The 19815-nt window shown below is 64.9% G+C and carries 13 protein-coding genes and 4 pseudogenes; 8 read left to right on the forward strand and 9 right to left on the reverse strand.

The genetic code is table 11. The features are described 5' to 3' along the window. Nucleotides 1-34 precede the first annotated feature (34 nt). Both QP982_RS06885 and QP982_RS06890 read right to left on the reverse strand, forming a co-directional pair. Nucleotides 35-2236 (reverse strand): ATP-binding cassette domain-containing protein, encoded by a 2202-nt coding sequence (locus QP982_RS06885; RefSeq protein WP_241482400.1) that lies wholly within the window; start codon nucleotides 2234-2236, stop codon nucleotides 35-37. 107 nt (nucleotides 2237-2343) lie between these two features. Further along, nucleotides 2344-2847 (reverse strand): ECF transporter S component, encoded by a 504-nt coding sequence (locus QP982_RS06890; RefSeq protein WP_224370287.1) that lies wholly within the window; start codon nucleotides 2845-2847, stop codon nucleotides 2344-2346. 477 nt (nucleotides 2848-3324) lie between these two features. Here QP982_RS06890 and QP982_RS06895 point away from each other — a divergent pair. Both QP982_RS06895 and QP982_RS06900 read left to right on the forward strand, forming a co-directional pair. Further along, nucleotides 3325-4534: pseudogene (locus QP982_RS06895) on the forward strand (IS110 family RNA-guided transposase). 135 nt (nucleotides 4535-4669) lie between these two features. Next, nucleotides 4670-5327: pseudogene (locus QP982_RS06900) on the forward strand (alpha/beta hydrolase). Here QP982_RS06900 and QP982_RS06905 read toward each other — a convergent pair. Then, nucleotides 5314-5892 carry a PDDEXK family nuclease gene (locus QP982_RS06905; protein ID WP_070706060.1) on the reverse strand — a complete coding sequence of 193 codons (579 nt, stop codon included), beginning with the start codon at nucleotides 5890-5892 and terminating at the stop codon, nucleotides 5314-5316. The pseudogene QP982_RS06900 and the gene QP982_RS06905 sit on opposite strands and share 14 nt — an antisense overlap. A 135-nt stretch (nucleotides 5893-6027) precedes the next feature. Between QP982_RS06905 and QP982_RS06910 the strand changes: the two genes are divergently transcribed. Continuing rightward, nucleotides 6028-6684 (forward strand): SMI1/KNR4 family protein, encoded by a 657-nt coding sequence (locus tag QP982_RS06910; RefSeq protein ID WP_070706058.1) that lies wholly within the window; start codon nucleotides 6028-6030, stop codon nucleotides 6682-6684. A 44-nt stretch (nucleotides 6685-6728) separates the two neighbouring features. Here QP982_RS06910 and QP982_RS06915 read toward each other — a convergent pair whose 3' ends face one another. The 3 genes from QP982_RS06915 to QP982_RS06925 all read right to left on the reverse strand — a co-directional run bounded on the left by QP982_RS06915 (nucleotide 6729) and on the right by QP982_RS06925 (nucleotide 12319). After that, nucleotides 6729-7115, reverse strand: coding sequence for a YtoQ family protein (locus QP982_RS06915; RefSeq protein ID WP_241482403.1), 387 nt, complete (start codon nucleotides 7113-7115; stop codon nucleotides 6729-6731). Nucleotides 7116-7892: 777 nt separating this feature from the next. Next, nucleotides 7893-9614 (reverse strand): ABC transporter ATP-binding protein, encoded by a 1722-nt coding sequence (locus tag QP982_RS06920; protein ID WP_284870347.1) that lies wholly within the window; start codon nucleotides 9612-9614, stop codon nucleotides 7893-7895. After that, complete coding sequence (locus tag QP982_RS06925) at nucleotides 9614-12319, reverse strand: ABC transporter ATP-binding protein/permease (RefSeq protein WP_070706057.1); 2706 nt, start codon at nucleotides 12317-12319, stop codon at nucleotides 9614-9616. The genes QP982_RS06920 and QP982_RS06925 overlap by 1 nt, the downstream gene beginning before the upstream one ends. Before the next feature lie 167 nt (nucleotides 12320-12486). On the opposite strand from QP982_RS06925, the gene QP982_RS10670 reads away from it, so the two are divergent. Further along, the gene (locus QP982_RS10670; RefSeq protein ID WP_080969572.1) at nucleotides 12487-12759 is read left to right on the forward strand and encodes a MerR family transcriptional regulator; all 273 of its coding nucleotides are present in this window, start codon (nucleotides 12487-12489) and stop codon (nucleotides 12757-12759) included. Here QP982_RS10670 and QP982_RS06935 read toward each other — a convergent pair. Further along, a pseudogene (locus QP982_RS06935) lies at nucleotides 12661-13966 on the reverse strand (ISL3 family transposase). The gene QP982_RS10670 and the pseudogene QP982_RS06935 sit on opposite strands and share 99 nt — an antisense overlap. 11 nt (nucleotides 13967-13977) lie before the next feature. Between QP982_RS06935 and QP982_RS06940 the strand changes: the two are divergent. After that, nucleotides 13978-14688 (forward strand): IS6 family transposase, encoded by a 711-nt coding sequence (locus QP982_RS06940; protein ID WP_049189768.1) that lies wholly within the window; start codon nucleotides 13978-13980, stop codon nucleotides 14686-14688. 79 nt (nucleotides 14689-14767) lie between these two features. Beyond that, nucleotides 14768-15022, forward strand: a pseudogene (locus QP982_RS06945) (IS110 family transposase); the annotation flags it as partial. A gap of 151 nt (nucleotides 15023-15173) precedes the next feature. Here QP982_RS06945 and QP982_RS06950 read toward each other — a convergent pair. Together QP982_RS06950 and QP982_RS06955 are read right to left on the reverse strand one after the other, a co-directional pair. Beyond that, nucleotides 15174-15413, reverse strand: coding sequence for a hypothetical protein (locus QP982_RS06950; RefSeq protein ID WP_049189549.1), 240 nt, complete (start codon nucleotides 15411-15413; stop codon nucleotides 15174-15176). A 104-nt stretch (nucleotides 15414-15517) separates the two neighbouring features. Further along, nucleotides 15518-16969, reverse strand: a complete 1452-nt coding sequence (locus QP982_RS06955) for a glyceraldehyde-3-phosphate dehydrogenase (protein ID WP_284870348.1) — start codon at nucleotides 16967-16969, stop codon at nucleotides 15518-15520. A gap of 183 nt (nucleotides 16970-17152) precedes the next feature. Here QP982_RS06955 and QP982_RS06960 point away from each other — a divergent pair, with 183 nt between their 5' ends. Together QP982_RS06960 and QP982_RS06965 are read left to right on the forward strand one after the other, a co-directional pair. Continuing rightward, nucleotides 17153-18046: a Cof-type HAD-IIB family hydrolase gene (locus QP982_RS06960; protein ID WP_049189551.1), complete on the forward strand. Its 894-nt coding sequence runs from the start codon at nucleotides 17153-17155 to the stop codon at nucleotides 18044-18046. A 108-nt stretch (nucleotides 18047-18154) separates the two neighbouring features. Further along, nucleotides 18155-19801 (forward strand): peptide chain release factor 3, encoded by a 1647-nt coding sequence (locus QP982_RS06965; protein WP_284870349.1) that lies wholly within the window; start codon nucleotides 18155-18157, stop codon nucleotides 19799-19801. Nucleotides 19802-19815 lie beyond the last annotated feature (14 nt).

Raw genomic sequence — 19815 nt, forward strand, 5'->3', positions numbered from 1 at the left:
CGTGGGCCCGGGACCCGCCGGTTCCGGGTGCCCGTCAAGTCACTGCGGACACCAGGGCGGCGACGAAGGCCGCGGCGGACGCTGCGGCCGCGAACCCGTCACGCACTCGCCAGGGGTGATTGGTGCGGAAGGTGCGCCACGGATGGCGGCCGAAGTTGCGCATCGCCAGGGTCAGGGACAGCTTTTCGGCGCAGCGCACGGCGCTGACGAACAGGGGAAAGGCGATGCGCGCGGGCGTCGTCGCGCGGATGAAGCCGGAGCGGAAAGACTGCTCCGGTCGCATCGAGCGCAATCTAATCGCCCATGTCAGCTGGGGGATTTCGCTGCGCAGGAACGCCGCGATGCTCACCCCGGCAATCGCTATGGTGCACCATGTGTAGGGCACCCGGAGGCGTTGCACCATGGCGTCGAAAAGCTCCTCGACGCGCATGCACGCGGAGACCAGGACCGTCCCCGCGAACACGGCCGTCAGCAGCAGTCCGTGATGGATGCCGTGGCGGACGGCCTCCGCCGGATCCCCACCTCCGTAGAACTCGGAGCGCCACCCGAGCAGGCCGAAGAACACCCCGATTAACAGGACGAGAAGGACCTTCCCCGCCGTCGCCCGAACGTCGCGTTCCGCGATCGCAGCGAGTGCGAGGAACGCCACCCCAGTCAGCGCGAGAACGGCGTCTCCGCCGGAGAGCAGCCCGGCGACGAGGACGAGCATCACCGCCGCGACGATCGTGATGGCGTTCAACCCCGCGCGCCTCCGAGCGGCGGATCCACCGGTCCAGGGGCTTTCGTCCCCGGACGTCCGTGCGCCGGCGGCGGGCAGTGCGCGATCCCGCCGGGACGACTCCGGGGCAGCCGGCACGGCGGCCGCGGGACCGGACCAGGCGACCTTCCCTTCGGCGACGATGCTCGCCCGATCCGCCCACGTTCGCGCGACACGGCGGTCGTGGCACGTGAACACAACGGTTCCGCCGGCCCCGGCGTATTCCGCTAGGGCATCCAGTACGATGCGCGAGCTCGGCGAATCCAGGTGCGCCAACGGCTCGTCGAGAAGCAGCAAACGGCGATTGGCTGCCACCGCCAGGAAGATGCCCAACCGTCTTTTCTGTCCGCCCGACAGGACGAACGGCGAGACGGGGTCAAGTGCCCGGGGGCACAGGGCTTCCCGCAGTTTCCGCAGCTCATCGGTGCCGAGTGGCCCGTGCGGGTCCGTGCCGGCCAGCGCGGAGTCGATTTCCGCGGCGACGGTCGCGCGGGTGAACTGGTGCTCGGGGTTCTGGAACGCCAACGACGCGAAGGCGTCGGGAGCGCGCCGGGCTGGCTCGCCGTCGATCCGGATGTCCGCTCCCGCCTTCATCTGGCCCGACAGCACCGCCAGCAAGGTGGACTTACCAGCTCCGTTGGTGCCGACCAGGGCATGGATCTCGCCCCGTTCCAGTGTCAGCTCGGCCCCGTTCAGGATCCGCTCCCTGCCCCGGGTCACATGGGCTCCGGTCAAGGCCAGCAGTGGAACGGCATCCGCCTCCGATTCCAAATCGGGACGGTCCGGTGCCCCCGTGCCCGGCGTACTGGCGTCCGGCGCTCCGGCGGTCGCGGCCGACGTCGCAATGCCCTTCACCGCGATGCCCTCCGGCGCTCCGTGCGCGGCGACGCTCCCGTCCGCATCGAGGATTGTCACCGTGTCAACCCACCCGTCGAACGGACGGAGGTCGTGCTCGATGAGCAGGATGACGCGCCCCGGGGCCCGCAAATCACGGATGGCGGCGAACAGCGCCCGCCGACCGTCCTCGTCGACGTGGGCCGCGGGCTCGTCGAAGATCATGACCTCCGGCGCCCTGGCCACCGCACCGGCGATGGCCATCCGCTGGCGTTGCCCACCCGACAAAGCCCACGGATCCTTCTCCGCGAGCTCTGACAGCCCGAGCTCCGATAGGGCCTCGGCTGATCGCTTGGCGACGATGTCGGCTTCCACGAGGGAAAACTCGAGGGCCATGGACGCGTCATCGACGACTCGGAGCGTGAGCACCTGCGTCGCCGGATCTTGCCCGACGAAGGTGACCCGGTCCCCGTCCACGGGGCGTTCGGTGCCGTCGGCATCGACGATGTGCACAAATCCGGCATGGTCGATGGGGATGTGCGAGGGGATCAGTCCAGCGATAAGGTGGGCCAGGCTCGTCTTTCCGCATCCCACGGGTCCCGTGATGGCGTTAATCGTGCCGAAATCGAAGGAGAGATCCACCATGTCGGGTGCCCATCGCCCATCGGCGTGCCGCACGCCCGCACCACTAACCCGTAACCGGGCCGGGGCCGTCCCGCGTGTCGCACCGGCGCACGCGGGTGCTCCGCCGGTCACCGGGTGACCCCGCGGCTGCGAAGCCCCTTTGCGACGGCAAAGCCCAGGACCAAAAACACCAGGCTCGATGCCAAGGCTACGGCGAAGCTGATCAGGGTCATGGGCGTGGTCGGCGAGTCGACGCCGACTGCGCGCGGGGCCATCGTTCCCATCAGCGCGGAGAACAATATCGCCGATGCTACGAACTGGGGACGCGTCCACCGCCGGTACAGGGTGATCATGAACGGAAGCTCGATGAGTAATCCTTCCATAATCAGCGCCCCGATTGCGGCGACGCCGAACGGGGTGGTCGCTGCGGACACGACGCCCATGGCAAGGCACGCGATAAGGCTCGCGCCAGGCTTGCGGACGACGATGAGGGGAACAACGCACGGCAGGAACCACAACCCGAGCGTCGCCGCGACGAGATAAACGTGGGCGATGCCAGCGAACACCTGCAGGTAAGTCAGGGGCACGACGATGAGAGACCCCGCGACGCCGATTGCGGCGGCGACGAGCATGTCGCGGGTGGATGGTCGGCCACCCGCTGCGACCGGTGCGACGTGCACCAACCGCCCGTCACCCGTCCCGTCTGGGCCCGCGTCCCCGGCTTCCCCTCCGGAGAGGGGTTCTCCGGTCGATCCACGTTTTCCGTTCATCGTCGCCGCCTCGCTTCCGTTGCCGATTCCCAATCGGGAACACCACCTGAAACAGTATTAGGTTAGGCAATGCTTATTGACTTACGCCAGGCTCAATTTGCTGACCTTACCCCCGCCCCCCGTTACCGTGATGGTGCCCCCTCACGGGGCGCGGTCACCGGGCCCGGCATGGCTTATCTGCGTGAACATTTCCATAATCCGGAGTGTTGCCGCCGGACACCGGGGACAACCGCTGACAGCTAATAGGGACACGGACCAAACAGAGGTCTCGTCGTAGCGTGGGTGCCTGCAACGGATGTCCAAGACACCGGCGACCAGCCGCAACAGAAGGACACCACCATGGAACCGTCCAGAACACCCGAAATCATCATCGGCCTCGACGTCGGCAAAACCGGCCACCATGCCTGCGCGCTGACCAACACCGGCGAGAGAATTTACGACAAACCACTGCCCCAAGACGAAGCCGCACGGCGCGAAATCTTCGCGTCCATGCAAGCCCACGGCAGCGTTCTCATGGTCGTCAATCAACCCAACACGATCGGCGCCCTGCCCATCGCCGTGGCCCGCGACTGCGGTTGCACGGTCGGAGACCTCCCCGACCTAGCCATGCGAAAAGCAGCCGACCTCTACCCTGGACGATCAAAAACCGCCGCCGGGATGCATTCATCATCGCCGACACCGCCCGCACCATGCCGCACACACTGCGGGCAGTCGACCGCGACGACGAGACACTAGTAGCGCTGAAGATGCTCGCCGGATTCCACGACGACATCGTCAAAGACGCCACCCGAACGAAAAACCGCCTTCGCAGCGTGCTCACACAGATTCACCCCGCACTCGAGCGCGTCTTTGCAGGCGAGATTCTCTCGCGCACGCTGGTGCTGGACTCGCTCATCCACTACGAAGGTCCGACAAAACTGGCCGCCGCAGGTCGAGGCCGGGTCCTGAAGTGGATGCGCAACCGCGCCAAGAAGGACCCTGTTGCCCTCGCAATTTTCGCCGCCCTTGCCGAGCAAACTGTCACGGTACCCGGCATGGCGGCAGCAGAATTGGTCATTCCCCAGCTGGCGGCGAACATCGAAGCGCTTCAAGCACAGCGCGACACGATCGCCGGACATGGCTCGGAGATGCTCGAATCGTTCCCTCTTGCCCAGGTCTTGATGTCGATGCCCGGCGTAGGCATCAAGACCGCCTCTAACATCTTGTTGTCCATCGGCGATTGCCAGGACTTCGCCGACGCCGCGCACTTGGCCGCTTACGCCGGCATCGCGCCGACCACCCGGCAGTCGGGTACGTCGATCCGCGGCGAGTTTCCCACCAGGGCCGGCAATAAACAGTTGAAAACGCGATGTTTCGATCGGCGTGGATCGCGTCGAACTGCCATCCCGCATCGCGCGACTACTACCCGCGTAAACGGGCTGAAGGACAGAAGCACAATGCCACGGTGATGTGCCTTGCCCGGCGGCGCTACAACGTCATTTATGCCCTGTTGACTCGGCGTAAGCTCTCCCGAGAAATCCCTGCTAGAAACATCGCCACGGCTGCGTAGGCCGCTGGGCTAATCACCGCCGACCCGCATGATACGGCCCGGCGATCAGTCATGGCTACCCCCCATACGATGTACGTGAAAGTCCCGCCTGACTATTGACAATCCACATAGGGACACCCCCCTGGGGTTAACGCCATGACTAGATCTGACGTGACCTTCCCCTCTGGAGATGGATCCTGCGCCGCGTGGCTGTACGTCCCCGACGACGCCCCTGCCCCGGGGCCGATCATCGTGATGGCCCACGGTCTCGGCGGGGTACGCCAGATGCGCCTCGATGCCTTCGCCGAGCGTTTCAGCGCCGCCGGCTACCGCTGCCTGGTGTTCGACTACAGGCACTTCGGTGCGAGCGCCGGGGAGCCCCGTCAGCTCCTGTCGGTGCGGCGTCAGCTCGAGGACTGGAACTCCGCGATCACCCATGCGCGGGGCCTCGACGGGGTCGACCGCCCTGATGACGGCGCCCGACTGCGTGGCGGGCATCGAAGCAATTGTGCCCGCCGGAGATGACATCCGCTCGGACATCACGGCACGATTCGGGTTGGATATTCTGCGCTATTTCCCGGGACGACACGCCCGCAAGATCCAGTCCCCGGCGCACTTCGCGGTCTGCGAGAACGACACGCTGGCCCCGCCGGGCCCCACCCTGCGGCATGTGCGGAAGGCCCCGAAGGGCGAAGTGCGAATGCAGCCCGGCGGGCACTTCGACATCTACGTCGGCGATGCCTTCGAGCACAACGTCGCCGAACAGCTGGCCTTTCTCGCACGGCACGTCCCGACTGCCGTCAACGAGCGGTGAGCCGCACCGCAGGCTGGCTTTCCCCAAGGATCAGACGCCCCTGATCTACGAATATGTGTACTCCGCACTCCCGGGTCATGCGCGGAGAACGAACTCCTCGACGTCGCCGTCGGAGATGCGGACGACGTCGGCCATGGTCTTGTCCATGTCGATCATAAAGCCCTGCCACCCGGCGCGCCGAGCCTCCGGGCCGAGAGGCTTCCGGGGGGACGAACATTTCCGCGGTTTGCAGGTCGCGGGGCAGGAAGTAGATGCTGGCCTGCCCGACCTCATTGACCAGGACGACGTAGAGGCTGAAGTAGATGCCCGCTTCCATGCGTTCACGCTGCGAGCCCCATGCGGCACCGAGGATCGTGCCGGTGATGGTGTCCGGCAGTTCCCCCTTGATCCGCTTCGACTTCACCTGAGCCAGGTAGCCGCAGAAGTCGCAGACGAGATCGGCACATTTGAAGTTCGGGGGCAGGAGTTTGAACGACTTGTCGGTGCGCTTGCACCCCGGGCAACGGGCATGCTTGGCGACGAGTTCTTCTCCCGCCGTGCCGAGTTTCTGCTTCGTCGTGGCCATGTCATGTTCCTCCTCAACGGTGCGCGCTCTTCTGCGCGCGTGCGTCGGCCCGTGGCCCAGCCTCCGATGCCGGGACATCCTGCCCCCATCTTGCTAGATTCTGGGTCAAGACCACTTGAACGAAGGAACGGTGCCATGACCACCTCGGCGGAATTGCGCGAGGTCTCGGCCGCACATGGGCTCACATGGCCCGAGGAGTACTTGACGATCGCCGACGACGGCATGGTGGGCATGTCCCCCACCGGCGACGAAGTCCCGCTGCTGCACTTCAGCACGAACTTCGAGCTGCTCGGGGCCAAGGACATCGCCCGCCGATTGGAGATGTTTGCGGAGCCGGACGATTTCCGGAACATCGATCCCGCCGAGGGCCTGTTGCCCTTCGGGATGGAGCCCGGCGGCAACCTCTATTGCTTCCGCACCGGGGCCGCCGGCGCGGGTCCGGTCCCCGTGGTTCTGCTGCAGAACGATGAGCAGGAGGATGAGCGTCTCGCGCCGGATCTCGCCGGGTTCATTTTCGCGGAGATGGTCGTCGCTTCCGCCGAGTTCTACGACGACGATTACCTGGGTGAGGGCGAGCCCCGTCGTAACGCGGAAGCCTGGCTCCAGTCGCACGAGCCCTACCTGGGGCAGGAGCAGGCCGCGGCGCTCCGCGAACTCTTCGCGCGTCCGCTGATCGTGCGTGACGACGACTCGATGGGGTTCCTCGAATTCTCGGAGGTGGATGAGCTGGTGGACCCGGTTCTGCGGTATCCGGAGCGCCACGAGCCGATTCAGCTCTGGGAGCGCGGGTAGCTCCACCTCCACCGGCCGGTGCGTGCGACTCCCCGACGGTGGCGTTACGCCTCGAGCACGTAGCGCAGGATCTCCACGACCTGGTCGGTGGTCGTGCACCACGCCTGGGCGGCGGCGTCGACTTCCTTGAGCGGGTGGACGATGTCCTCGCCGTGAAGCGTGACGTACGGCTTGTCCAGGGCCGCGCAGTAGCCGGCGTCGAAGGCGGCGTTCCACTGCTTGTACTGGTCGCCGAAGCGCACGACGACCATGTCGGCCTTCTCGATCAGCGTGCGGGTCCGGATGGAGTTGACCTTCGACGACTGGTGGTCGCGCCAGAACCCGGCGGGCGCCTCTCCCAAGTGGTCGCCGGCGGCATCGCTGGCGTCGTGATCGGTGACCGGCGCCGTGAAGACCACGTCCAGTCCGGCGGCCTCGACGCCGCGCTGGATTTCCTCACGTCAATCGGTGTGGATCTCGCCGGAAAGGTACACGTTGAAGCTCATGGCCGATTACTCCTTCACTGAAACTTGGATGTGCCCCCGCACCTCCCCCGTTCATCGGCGCACCATACCCGAGTGGCCCTCATTGATCGCGTTCAGCGGCGGTTGCGCAGTCGGGACGTGAGAGCGCCGAGGAGACTCGCGCCGTGGCCCGAGGAGTATCTGGTCCTCTCCGAGGCTGCCGACCGTTTCGCCGAGTTCGGGATCTTCGTCCGACGGCGATTCCGAAGACCTGCGCCTGGCCCCGGATCTGGCGGGCTTCGTTTTCGCCGAGATGATCGAGTCGGCCGCCGAGTTCGACGACGTCGACGAAGTCGTCGACCCGGCGCTCCGGTACCCGGCGCGCAACGAGCCCATCCAGCTTTGGGATCGAAGCAACTGGCATCAGGGCCGATCGCGGCTTCGCCGTTTGCCGCGCAACTGAGGGCGGAGGTGTTTCTCGGCGCGGCGAACCCGAATCCGATCAACTTGTCGACGTACGAGCTGATCATGTTGCCCGCGTGCGCCCGCCGGTTCCCGCGCACGATGCCCAAGTACGCCGAAGCTGACGGTGGCAATCGTCGACGCGCACAGGCCATGCGGGGGCGTGCCATCCCCGACGCTTTACGACGTCCCGTCGCCACGCAAACGGCCGACACCCGGGTCGGCCACCGGCCCCGGGGCCCGGCCCACCACCCGCCGGCTCATGCCGGCGCCCTGGACCGCCACCGGCGGGGCCCGGGACCGCTATCCGCTGACGCTCTGCGCCTCGCCAATCCCCCACGTCGCCGCTTCCCGCCACTGCTCCGCGATGCGGGCGAAGGGCCCATCGGCCTTCTCCAACTCATCGATGGGGCCAGCTTCCACCACCCGCCCCGATTCCATGACGATGACGCGATCGGCGATCTCCACCATCGCGGGGCGGTGGGCGACGACCACGGTCGTGTACGAGCCGCGCAGCCCAGACAGGGCATCGGTCACCGTCCGCTCATTGCGCCCGTCCAGGGCCGAGGTGCCTTCGTCGACAAGCAGGATCGATGCCGGCTTGGCGAGGGCGCGGGCCAGGCCCAGCCGCTGCCGCTCGCCCCCGGACAGCCGATTGCCCAGCTCGCCGACGGGAGTGTCCCAGCCATCGGGCAAGCGCTCGATCGCCTCGGCCAGGCCGCAATTGACGGCGATCGCATCCAATTCCGGCTGCGTCAGATCCGGGTTCACGGCGAGCAGGTTGTTGCGAATCGACCCCGTGTGCAGGACGGTGCGCTGGAACACCATCGCGGCGCGGCCGCGCAGGTCACCGGGGGAAGCCGGTTTCCCGTCAACGTCGACCGTGCCCACGCCGGGAACCGTCAGCCCGGCCAGCAGCGACACCAGCGTCGACTTGCCGCTGCCGGACGGGCCGACGACGGCCGTGATCGTGCCCGGCGCGAAGTCCACGTCGATGCCGTCGAGCCCCGTCGTGCCGTCGGGGAACGTGACATCGACGCCCCGGACCTCCACCGTGGCGGGGCCCTCGCCCGGGCCGCCGGCGCGGACCCGCTCGACTTCCATCAGCTCGCGCACTTCGGACAGGGAGCGCCGCAGCTCGACGACGGCCCCCACCGACCCCGCCTGAACGTTGGCCTGCTCGACGACCCGGAGCAACACCACAATCGACGCGGCAGCCGCGGCTCCGGTCAACGCCGAACGGTCGTAGGACCACCACACCGTGAACGCAAACGCCAACAGCACCAGCTGAACCACGACCGTGAACACCTGCTGCCCGGGGATCTGCCAAAGCAGGACCCTGCGGGTCTTCCGCCGCGCCTCGGCGATGGCCCGGTCAACCAATCGGGTGCTCGCGTCCACCCGGCGCGCGGTGCGCAAGGTCGGCTGCACGAGCGCGAACTCGAAAAGCCTGTCATCGAGACCGGCATTGGCCGCCGCAAACTCCGCCGTGGACCTGTCCTCCAGCTTCGCCGACGCCCACAGCGACCCCAGGCAAGCGATGCCGCCGAGGAACGTCACCGCGCCAAGCGCGGGAGAGACGAGCAGCAGCCCGATGCCCAACCCGAAGATGAACACAATCGAGGTGATCACGGGCCCGATCAGCAGGATCACCGCCGAGGTGACCGTGCTGGCCTTGGTGACCAAATCGCGGATGGCACCTTCCTTTTCGGAAGTCAGCCGAGCATCCGGCCACGAAAGCACGGCACCCGGGGCGTTGCTGTGGATCTCGCGCATGACGGCGATGCCCAGATCGAGCCCCCTGTGGGCGGCGAAGATGTCGACACCCCAACTGCAGGCCACGAACAGCAGCAACAGCGCCAGCCACGGCAACGCCGCCCCGGGGTCCGCCGAGAACAGCGCGCCCAACAGCGGGTAGAGGGTAACGACGGCCGCCACCTGGAGCAGTGCCGACACGGCAACCGCGCCGAAGAAGGACCACAGGGGACGACCTCCCCCGACGACGAAGTGCAGATCCCGCAACATCAGTTCTCCTCCGATTCAACGGCGACGGACACGGGTGCGCCGCAATGCGCATCCCACATCCGCCGATAAGCCCCACCCGCCGCGACGAGCCGGGAATGCGTGCCCTCTTCCACCACTTTCCCCTCGTCCAGGACGAGGATCCGCGAGGCATTCTTGATCGTGTGCAGCCGGTGCGCGATCATCAGCACCGTCTTGCCCGCCAGCAGGCGTTCGAGCCCACGGTGGATCGCGGCCTCGGAGTCCGGGTCGGCCGCGGCAGTGGCCTCGTCCAACACGACGATCGGGGTGTTCGCCAGCAGCGCGCGGGCGATGGCCACCCTCTGGCGTTCGCCGCCGGAAAGACGGTTCGGTTCGACCACGGTGTCGTAGCCGTCGGGAAGCGCTTCGATGACCCGGTGCACGTCCGCGGCCTCCGCAGCCTCGCGGATCTGGGCGTCGGTCGCCTCGGGACGGTTCAGCGCGATGTTGTCGCGGATGCTCGCATGCACCAGCTGGGCATCCTGCAACAGCACCGACACCGAGGAATACAGCTGCTCCTGGGTGAGATCGCGCACGTCGACCCCGTCGATGCTCACGGAACCGCCGGTGACGTCCCACAGCCGGGCCAGCAACGCCGCCACCGTCGACTTGCCCGCCCCCGAGGGGCCCACCAGCGCGGTGACGCTGCCGGGCTCCAGCGTGAGGGAAAGATCGTCGATGACCTTCCGGCCGCCGCCGTAGGTGAAATCGACGTGGTCGAAACGCACGTGGCCCGGGGGCGCGGGACAATCCACCGGGGGCGCGAGCTCCGGCGTCGCCAGTAAAAGCTCGACGCTGGCTTTGGCGTCAAGTCCGCCCGACAAACTGGCCACGCCCAACCCGAGGTTCAGCAGCCGGCCGCCGAAGGACGTGCCCAGGATGAGGAAGGGGATCAGATCCGTCGCCGGCATCCAGCCCGCCACGACCATCGCGAATCCCGCCACTAGAAGCACGCCCAGCACCGTGGTGGGGCGGTTCGTCATCACCGCGATGATCTTGCGGGGGCCGGTGTCGCGCTGCCAATCGGCCATGAAATCACCGGATTCCCGCAGCGTGCCCTCGAGGTCGACGACCGCTTTCGGCCCGAAGACCGCGGAGGTCCCGCGCGAGCCGATGAAGGCCTGGGTCTGGCCCGCCGCCAGCACCTCGTACCGCTGGTTCTGCAGCACCTTGTCCTTGTCGCGGCGCTGGATTCCCTTGATGACGTAGATGTAGGCGACGATCGGCAGCAGCAGTACCAGGCCCAATCGCCATTGGACGGCGAACAGGTAGATCAGGCTGCCCAGCGCCGCGACGACGGCGCCGACGATGTCGGGCACCGCGTGGGTGACCAGGTAATGCAGTGCCCTGACGTCATCGCCGGCAATCTTTTTGACGTCGGCCGCCCGGCCGCGCATGAACCAGCCCAACGGCAGCCGGGAGAATTTCGCCAAGAGGCGATGCCGCAGCGCCGTGGCGAAGTTGGCGTCCAGGAAGTGAAGCCACAGCACCAGCAGCGTCGTCCCCGCCGCCGAGACGGCCATCGCGACCACCGCCCAGATCGCCGGTTTGGCGAAAGCCTCCGCAGGTGCCCCTTCGACGAACAGCCGGGCCAGTTCCGCGAACAGGATGAAGGGGCTCAGCTGCAGCAGGGACAGCGCTCCCTCGACGATGCCTGCGGCGATGAGCGGACGCTTGAGCGGCCGGAGCACACCCCCCTTGCCGGCGTCGGCGCCGGGGGTTTGCCGGGGTTCGGGAGCGTCGGTGGAGCCGACGGCGCCGGCACTTGCGGACGTGGAGGCGCTGGACGAAGCGCCGGTGGTGCCGGCGGTGGCCGAGGCGCCGGAGGCAGCGGAGGCAGCCGCCATGACGTTGACATCGGAGGCGGCGTCCGCGTCGGCGGCGGCAGGCGCAGCCGACGCGCCCTTCGCCTCGGTTGCCTCCGGACCCGCCGAATCGATGGTCTGCGTCTTGCCCATCTGGCGTCCGCGGACCCAGTAGGCATGCGCGTGCAAGGTCGCTCGGTTGAGTCCGAATTTCTTCTGCAGCAGTGTCTTCGCGTGCCGGGTCGACGCGGTTTCCGCTGTCACCCAGGCGTACCAGCCGGCCCAGTCCCCGTCGCTGATCGCCTGGACCAGCGCCTGCCCGTCGGGAAGCTCGTCGACCCAGGACGCGGTGATGTTCGGGCCCTCGGGCAGGGCGATGTGGTCGTCGTCGGGGCTGTGCCGCTCCAGGTAGACGACCACGGGGCTGTCCTCGGGGATGGCGGCGACCAGGGCGCGGATCGCCGGATAGCCGGCGAGGTCCCCGAGCAGCAGGTACCCCGCCGGGGGCGGCTCGGGCAGGGCGAAGGGTTGCTCGCCGTAGCGCATGGCGACGATCCGGTCGCCTTCCTCGCAGTTCACCGCCCAGTGCGAGGCGGGCCCGGCGGGCTCGTGTATGACGAAATCGATGGAGAACTCGCCGGTCGCCGGATCGGGATCGACGAGCGTGTAGCCGCGCTGGAACTCCTTCGGGCCGCCGTCGGGGTCGGGGAACCAGAGGCGCAGCCAGTTCGCCGGCGCTTCCCCCTTCGGATCGAGCAGCCCTTCCGAGCGGCACGTGACCCGGATGAAGTGCGGCGCGAGCCGGCGTTTCCCGATCACGGTCACCGCATGTTCCTTGGCGCCCAGGCCACGGAGTACGACGGCCTCAAACCCCTTCGCCATCGACCACTCACCTTTCGAGGATGGGTCCCGTCGCAAAGCGCACGGGGCCGACGCAGACATTTGAAGGACAGCCTAGCCTAACTATATGACAGGTTCCATGGCGTCCGACCATCGGCAAGGTAGCGCCACTGCCCAATGCGGCCATCCCCGATCGAAAGGGCGGCACGATGAAGCTCGGCGAGCTCGCGGCGGCCACGGACACGTCGACCGCGACCATCAAGTACTACATCCGCGAGGGCCTGCTTCCGCCCGGGGCGAAGAAGAACCAGACCACGTCCGTCTACGGTCCCGCGCACCGCGAGCGCCTCGAATTGATTTCCGCTTTACGGGTTCTTCACGATTTAGAGTGCGTTGATCCGGGTGTGCAGCTGCCCGGAGTGAATCAGGCACCGCAAGATGTAGTGGTCGAGGTTGCGGAACCCCAGGGCGATCCCCCGTAGATTCTCTAACCGGCCATTGATGGCCTCGACCGGCCCGTTGGACGCCCCGATGTCGAAGTAAGCCAGCACGTCCTCGCGCCGGCGCCACAACGTCCGACCCAGCTGGGCCAGCTCCTCCAGACCTTTCGGCACGCCCTTACGCAGGGTGTTGATGATCCTCAACTTCTTGCCCTCCGATGTCTTCGGGTGCCCGTAGGCCTGGATCATGTCCTGTGAGAGCCATCCACGTGACCTCGAGTGCCACGTATTCGTCATCGGTGGCCCACAACAGGTCCAGCCGCCTGTTCTGCCGCTCGGCGAGGTAGTTCCTCCTGGCCAGCAAGGTCCGCCGGTGCTTGTACAGCGGATCATCCTTGCGTCCACGCCGCCCCGTGATCTCACGTTGGAGCCTCCGCCGGCAGCCAGTGAGCTTGTCCGCGGCCAGATGCACGACGTGAAACGGATCCATCACCTTCCTCGCCTGCGGCAGAACCTGGTCGACGGCGGTGGCGTAGCCGGTGAAGCCGTCCATGGTCACCACCTGCACCTGGCTGCGGAAACCAGGGTCGCGTTCCTGCAGCCACGTGCGCAGCACGTCCGCGCTGCGGCCAGGCCGGATATCCAGTAGTCGGGCCGGCCCACGGCCATCGGCCAGCGGGGTAAGGTCGACCAGGATCGTCACCAGGTTCGACGGCTGGCCTGGCTTTCGGGTGTGCTTCCACACGTGCTCATCCACCCCGAGGATGCGCACCCCGTCCAGATGGGAGGGGTTGTCGTAGACGAACTTGCGGCAGGCGTCCACAGCTACCTGATTGACCAGTTCCCACCCCACCCCGAGGGCCTTGGCGGTGGCGGCCACGCTCATCCAGTCGATGGCCAGTCGCTGGAGGATCCAGCCGGTCACCCGGTCGGTGAGCTTGGCCCCGTCATTGGCGCAGTTGAGGGAGGCTTGGAAGATTTTCCTCCGACATTGTTGATTGGTGCAGGTGAATCGGGGGACACGAACGTGCAGGCGGGTGGGAAACCCCACGACCGGCAGGTCAACCAGTCGGCGGACAGTGTGATCACGCAGTTTCCCGGGTTGGGTGCAGTCGGGGCAGTGCCCCTCGACAGCGACCGGGGCGGCGTCGATGATGGTGAAGGTTCCGGCGTCGGCGGCTCCGGTGATCGTCAAGCCGATTTCTGGGTGCTGTTGCAAAGTTGGGGCAGTAGGAAGAGCGACGTGAATTAATCACAGCCATGGGTATCTTCTCCGGTCGTCATTTCCCCCGTGACATCATTCTGTGGGCAGTGCGGTGGTACTGCCGCTACGGGGTGAGCTACCGCGATCTGGAGGAAATGATGACCGAGCGGGGCGTGCCGGTCGATCACACCACGATCTACCGCTGGGTCCAGAAATACGCCCCTGAGCTGGACAAGCAAACACGGTGGTACCGGCAGGTACCTGACTGGCAGGCCAGTTCCTGGCGGGTGGATGAGACCTATATCCGGGTCGGCGGGAAGTGGTGCTATCTCTATCGGGCGATCACCGCCGGTGGTCAGACCCTGGACTTTTACCTCTCTCCGAAGCGGAACGTGGCCGCAGCGAAGCGTTTCCTGGCCAAGGCCCTCAGATCCAATGCATCAGCCGGGTATCCCAGAGTGATCAACACCGATAAAGCACCCTCCCTAGCCAGGGCAATCGCCGAGTTGAAGTCAGAGGGAATCTGCCCGCCAACAGTGGAACACCGGCAGGTGAAATACCTCAACAACATCCTGGAAGGCGACCATGGTCGGCTGAAGCGGATCCTCGGGCCGAAAGGCGCGTTTAAGAACCGGACATCTGCATATCGGACGTTGAAAGGGATGGAGGCGATGCACTCATTGCGGAAAGGGCAAGGCACGATGTTTGCCCACGGGCAACCGAACCCGGACGCGGTGATCGTCAACCGGGTGTTCGAGACGGCCTGAGAACGCCCACACGCAGCGGCCATCAGGGAATGAGAAACTGAGTCTTCGCTGCTCTCCGCCCAACTTTGCAACAGCACCGTCGGTCCGCGGCGAGTTTCCCACCAGGGCCGGCAATAAACAGTTGAAAAACGCGATGTTTCAATCGGCGTGGATCGCGTCGAACTGCCATCCCGCATCGCGCGACTACTACCTGCGTAAACGGACTGAAGGACAGAAGCACAATGCCGCGGTGATGTGGCTTGCCCGGAGCCGCTGCAACGTCATCTATGCCCTGTTGACTCGGTGTGAGTTCTTCCGAGAAATCCCTGCTAGAACCATCGCCACGGCTGCGTAGGCCGCTGCGCTAATCACCGCCGGCCCGCACGATGCGGACCGGCGATCAGTCACGGCTACACCACCATACGATGTACGTGAAAGTCCCGCCTGACTATTGACAATCCACATAGGGACCCCCACGCGGATCGGGACCGAGTGGCGACCGTCACCTAGACGCCGAACAGGGCCACTTCCGCCGAGCCGTATTCGACGATCCCGAAATCACTTTCCCGGATCTTCATCCCCCGCCGGTGCTCGATGTCGCCGGAGGCCCGGAACTGGAGGCCGAAAACCAGATCCTCGTCGCCCAGTTCCGGCAGGATCACAATCCTCACCAACTCGAACGGCTCATACGCGGAATCCAGGTCGTCGTCGATGGACAGGAAAATCTCTCCGCCCCCGTCCGGCACGTCGACGAGCGCCTCGAAGCCCTCCCCATCGCCTCAACCCCCGTGGTTTAGGAGGGGGAAGAGGGCGTTCGAGGGCTCAACAGCTCAAGCCCAGGACCGCCGACTTACAGCTCGTCGATGTGCTTGCGCTTCGGGTAGACGCGCGGGCGAGCACCGGCAATCTCCTCAGCAATGCGGATGACCTGGTTGGAGTAACCGAACTCGTTGTCGTACCAGACGTAGAGCACTAGGTGCTTACCGTTGGCGATGGTAGCCAGACCATCGACGATGCCAGCGTGGGTGGAACCAACGAAGTCGGTGGAGACCACTTCTGGTGAGTGGATGTAGTCAATCTGCTGGCGCAGGACGGACTTCAGGGAAACTTCGCGCAGGTAGTTGTTAACCTCGTCGCGGTCGACCTCAGTGTCCAGAGTCAGGTTCAGCACCGCCATGGAAACGTCCGGGGTGGGAACGCGGATGGCGTTACCGGTCAGCTTGCCCTCAAACTCCGGCAGAGCCTTGGCGACGGCCTTTGCGGCACCAGTCTCAGTGAGAACCATGTTCAGGGTGGCTGCGCGACCACGGCGGGAACCCTTGTGGAAGTTGTCAATCAGGTTCTGGTCATTGGTGAAGGAGTGAACAGTCTCGACGTGACCGAACTCGACGCCCCACTTGTCATTGACGACCTTCAGCACCGGGGTGATGCCGTTGGTAGTACAGGAAGCTGCCGACAAAACATTGTCAGAGTCCTCGATGATGCTGTGGTTAATTCCGTAGACGATGTTCTTTACATCGCCCTTGCCCGGCGCGGTGAGCAGAACCTTGGAAACCCCCTTGGACTGAAGGTGCTGCGACAGTCCCTCACGGTCACGCCAACGACCGGTGTTGTCAATGACAATCGCATCGTTAATGTCGTAGGCGGTGTAGTCAACAGTTGCCGGGTCGTTGGAGTAAATGACCTGGATCGGGGTGCCGTTTGCCCAAATAATGTTGTTTTCGCGGTCAACCGAGATGGTGCCGTCGAATGCACCGTGGACGGAGTCACGGCGCAGCAGCGAAGCACGCTTGACGATGTCGTCCTCACCATTCTGGCGAACCACAATCGCGCGCAGGCGCGGGCCGTTGAACAGTGCCTCACGAGCCAGCAGAATGCGGGCCAGCAGACGACCGATACGTCCGAAACCGTAGAGGACAATGTCGGTCTTCGGGGTGTGAGTCCCGGCACCGATAACCTCGGCAAGCTCCCGCTCGAGGAATGCGCGCAGGTCGCCGCCTTCCTCTTCGAAGCTGGTAGCCAGGGCGCCCAGGTCGATGGAGGCGGTGCCGAGATCCATCTTCACCAGTTCCTGCAGAATCGGCAGAGTCTGGCTCAGAGGCAGCTCCTGCGAGGTAATGCGACGGGCGTAGCGGTGCGACTTAATGATGCCGGTCTCGGTGACGTTTTCCAGTCGGCGGCCGAAGATTGAAGTCACGACATCGTTGTTGCGTCGCAGCTGTCCCAGGAGGGGGATCATCTGCTCTGCAAGGCTGATGCGCTCATTCCAGTCATTGCGCTTGATGGGGGCCGAATCCGACATAAATCCTCCTGGCTTAAATGAATATGAGTTCCCCCTCAAAATACCCCGCACACGCCGTTCACCGGCTATCGCCCTCAACTGGGTACCCCGTATTGTGGCCCAGCTTTCACCCAATCGGGGGAGGCACTGGGAGGCGACCTGAGGAAGAAAAGTGAACCCTACTTACCCGTTAGAATTAAAGCCATGACGGAACCCCTGGATATCCAGCAGCAATCTCCCGCCCAGCCGCCATACCGCCTTGTAGTCACGGATATGGACGGGACTCTATTAAATGAAGACAAGGAAATCCCGGATTCCTTTTGGCCGGTAGTCACCGAACTGCTCGACCGCGGTGTCCACTTCGCTCCCGCATCGGGCCGCCAGTACGCCACTCTGGCCGACCAGTTCGCCCCCATTGCACACCGCATCCCAATCATTGCGGAAAACGGCAACTATGTCGCGGATGCGGGCGAGGTGGTCTCGGTTACCAGTATCGACCACGACATCGTCACCCAGTTGGTACACGCGATCCGCCAGTTCAACGACAACCGCGTGGCAGCGGGGCGCACTCCTCTATCGGTTATCATCTGCGGCGCTGCCAGCGCATACGTGGAGTTTTTCCCGCCGCATTTCAATATTCCGGAGGAAGTTCAGCAGCTGCAATTCAACGAGGCCGCCAAGTACTATTTGAAGCTGCAGAAGGTCGATGATGTCATCGCCGCCGCCGCCGAGGACGGCATCGTCAAAATTGCCGCCTTTGATCCTTACTCCGTCGAAGACGAATCCGCCGATTACTTGCGTTCCCAGAGCCCGCACCTGCGCGCGGTAGTCTCCGGTGCACATTGGGTCGACCTCATCGACGCCAACACCAACAAGGGCACGGCACTCGCCGCCCTGCAGGAGGCCCTCGGTGTCTCTTCTGCCGAAACTGTCTGCTTTGTTGACTACCTGAATGATCTCGAGCTCATCGACCACGCAAGCCGTTCGTTTGCCATGTCCAACGGTCACCCGGAAATCAAACGCCGCGCCACCGACATCGCACCATCGAACGCGGAGGAAGGCGTCATCACGACGCTGCGCGAACTGTTCAACCTCTAACGCCGCCCCAACGTAATTGACCCCTTACCCCACTGGAGCGGTAAGTTAGAAAGGTTGAACCCGATTCCCTTATTCCGATTTTCTTTTTAAGGAAAGCGTAGTCTCCCTGTGACCACTCTCGCCGAAGAAGCAGCACGCCGCCGCACATTTGCCGTCATCGCACACCCGGATGCCGGTAAGTCAACGCTCACCGAGGCGCTGGCGCTGCATGCTCATGTCATTAACGAAGCCGGTGCTGTCCACGGCAAGGCCGGCCGCAAGTCGACTGTGTCCGACTGGATGGACATGGAGAAGGATCGCGGCATCTCGATTGCCTCTTCCGCGCTTCAGTTCGAGTACCAGCCAGAGGGGCACGACGGCGAGCCGTACATGATCAATCTCGTCGATACGCCTGGTCACGCTGACTTTTCCGAGGACACCTACCGTGTGCTCACCGCTGTCGACGCCGCTGTCATGCTTGTCGACGGTGCCAAGGGTCTCGAGCCTCAGACGTTGAAACTGTTCCGGGTTTGTAAGTCCAACGGAATTCCCATCGTCACCGTCATCAACAAGTGGGACCGCCCGGGTAAGGCTCCCCTGGAGTTGATGGATGAGATTGTCGCGGAGATTGGTCTGCAACCGACTCCGCTGTACTGGCCAGTTGGTGAGGCCGGCGACTTCCGCGGTCTATTGGAGCGTGGTGAGGACGGCCAGGCCAAGCAGTTCATTGGCTTCGAGCGCACTGCCGGTGGCGCCACTATCGCCGCTGAGCGTCACCTCACCCCAGATGAGGCCGCCGCGGAACAGGGCGATGCCTGGGAGACGGCAGCCGAGGAGTCCGAACTGCTCTCCGCCGATAGCGCTGACCACGACCAGGAGATGTACCTAGCTGGCGACACCTCTCCGGTGATTTTCGCCTCGGCCATGCTGAATTGGGGTGTCCACCAGATCCTGGACACTCTCTGCGAACTGGCTCCGGCACCTGGCGCCCGCGAGTCCGACCCGGCTGCCGTTGCCGCTGCTGCGGCTGGCGGCCAGGGAGCTATCGTCGAAAAGCGCGAACCGACGGATGATTTTTCGGGCGTCGTGTTCAAGGTGCAGGCGGGTATGGATACGCACCACCGCGACAAGCTGGCATTCATGCGCGTTGTCTCTGGTGAGTTTGACCGCGGCATGCAGGTCACGCATGCGCAGTCGGGACGCAGTTTTTCTACAAAGTACGCCCTGACAGTGTTCGGTCGGACGCGTTCGACCGTGGAGACGGCCTACCCGGGCGACATTGTCGGCCTGGTCAATGCGGGTTCGCTGGCGCCGGGTGACACCATTTACGAGGGCCGCAAGGTTCAATTCAAGCCGATGCCGCAGTTCGCGCCGGAGCACTTCCGCACCCTGCGCGCCAAGAGCCTGGGCAAATACAAGCAGTTCCGCAAGGCTGTCGATCAGCTCGATGCCGAGGGCGTGGTGCAGATTCTGCGCAACGATGCCCGCGGCGATGCCGCCCCGGTCATGGCCGCGGTCGGACCGATGCAGTTCGAGGTAATGATGGCGCGCATGGAAAACGAGTACAACGTCGAGACCATCGCAGATCCCATCCCCTACTCCGTCGCCCGCCGCACGGACGAAGAGACCGCGCCGGAGCTTGCAAAGCAACGCGGCGTGGAAATCTTCACGCGTTCCGACGGCGCCCTCATCGCCCTCTTCGGCGACAAGTGGAAGCTGTCATTCATTGAGAAGGAGCACCCGGAGTTCACGCTCGAGACGCTGGTCGCAGACTAGAGTTTTAAGGAGAT

The organism is Corynebacterium sp. MSK019, assembly GCF_030232425.1.
GTDB classification, from domain to species: Bacteria; Actinomycetota; Actinomycetes; order Mycobacteriales; family Mycobacteriaceae; genus Corynebacterium; species Corynebacterium jeikeium_D.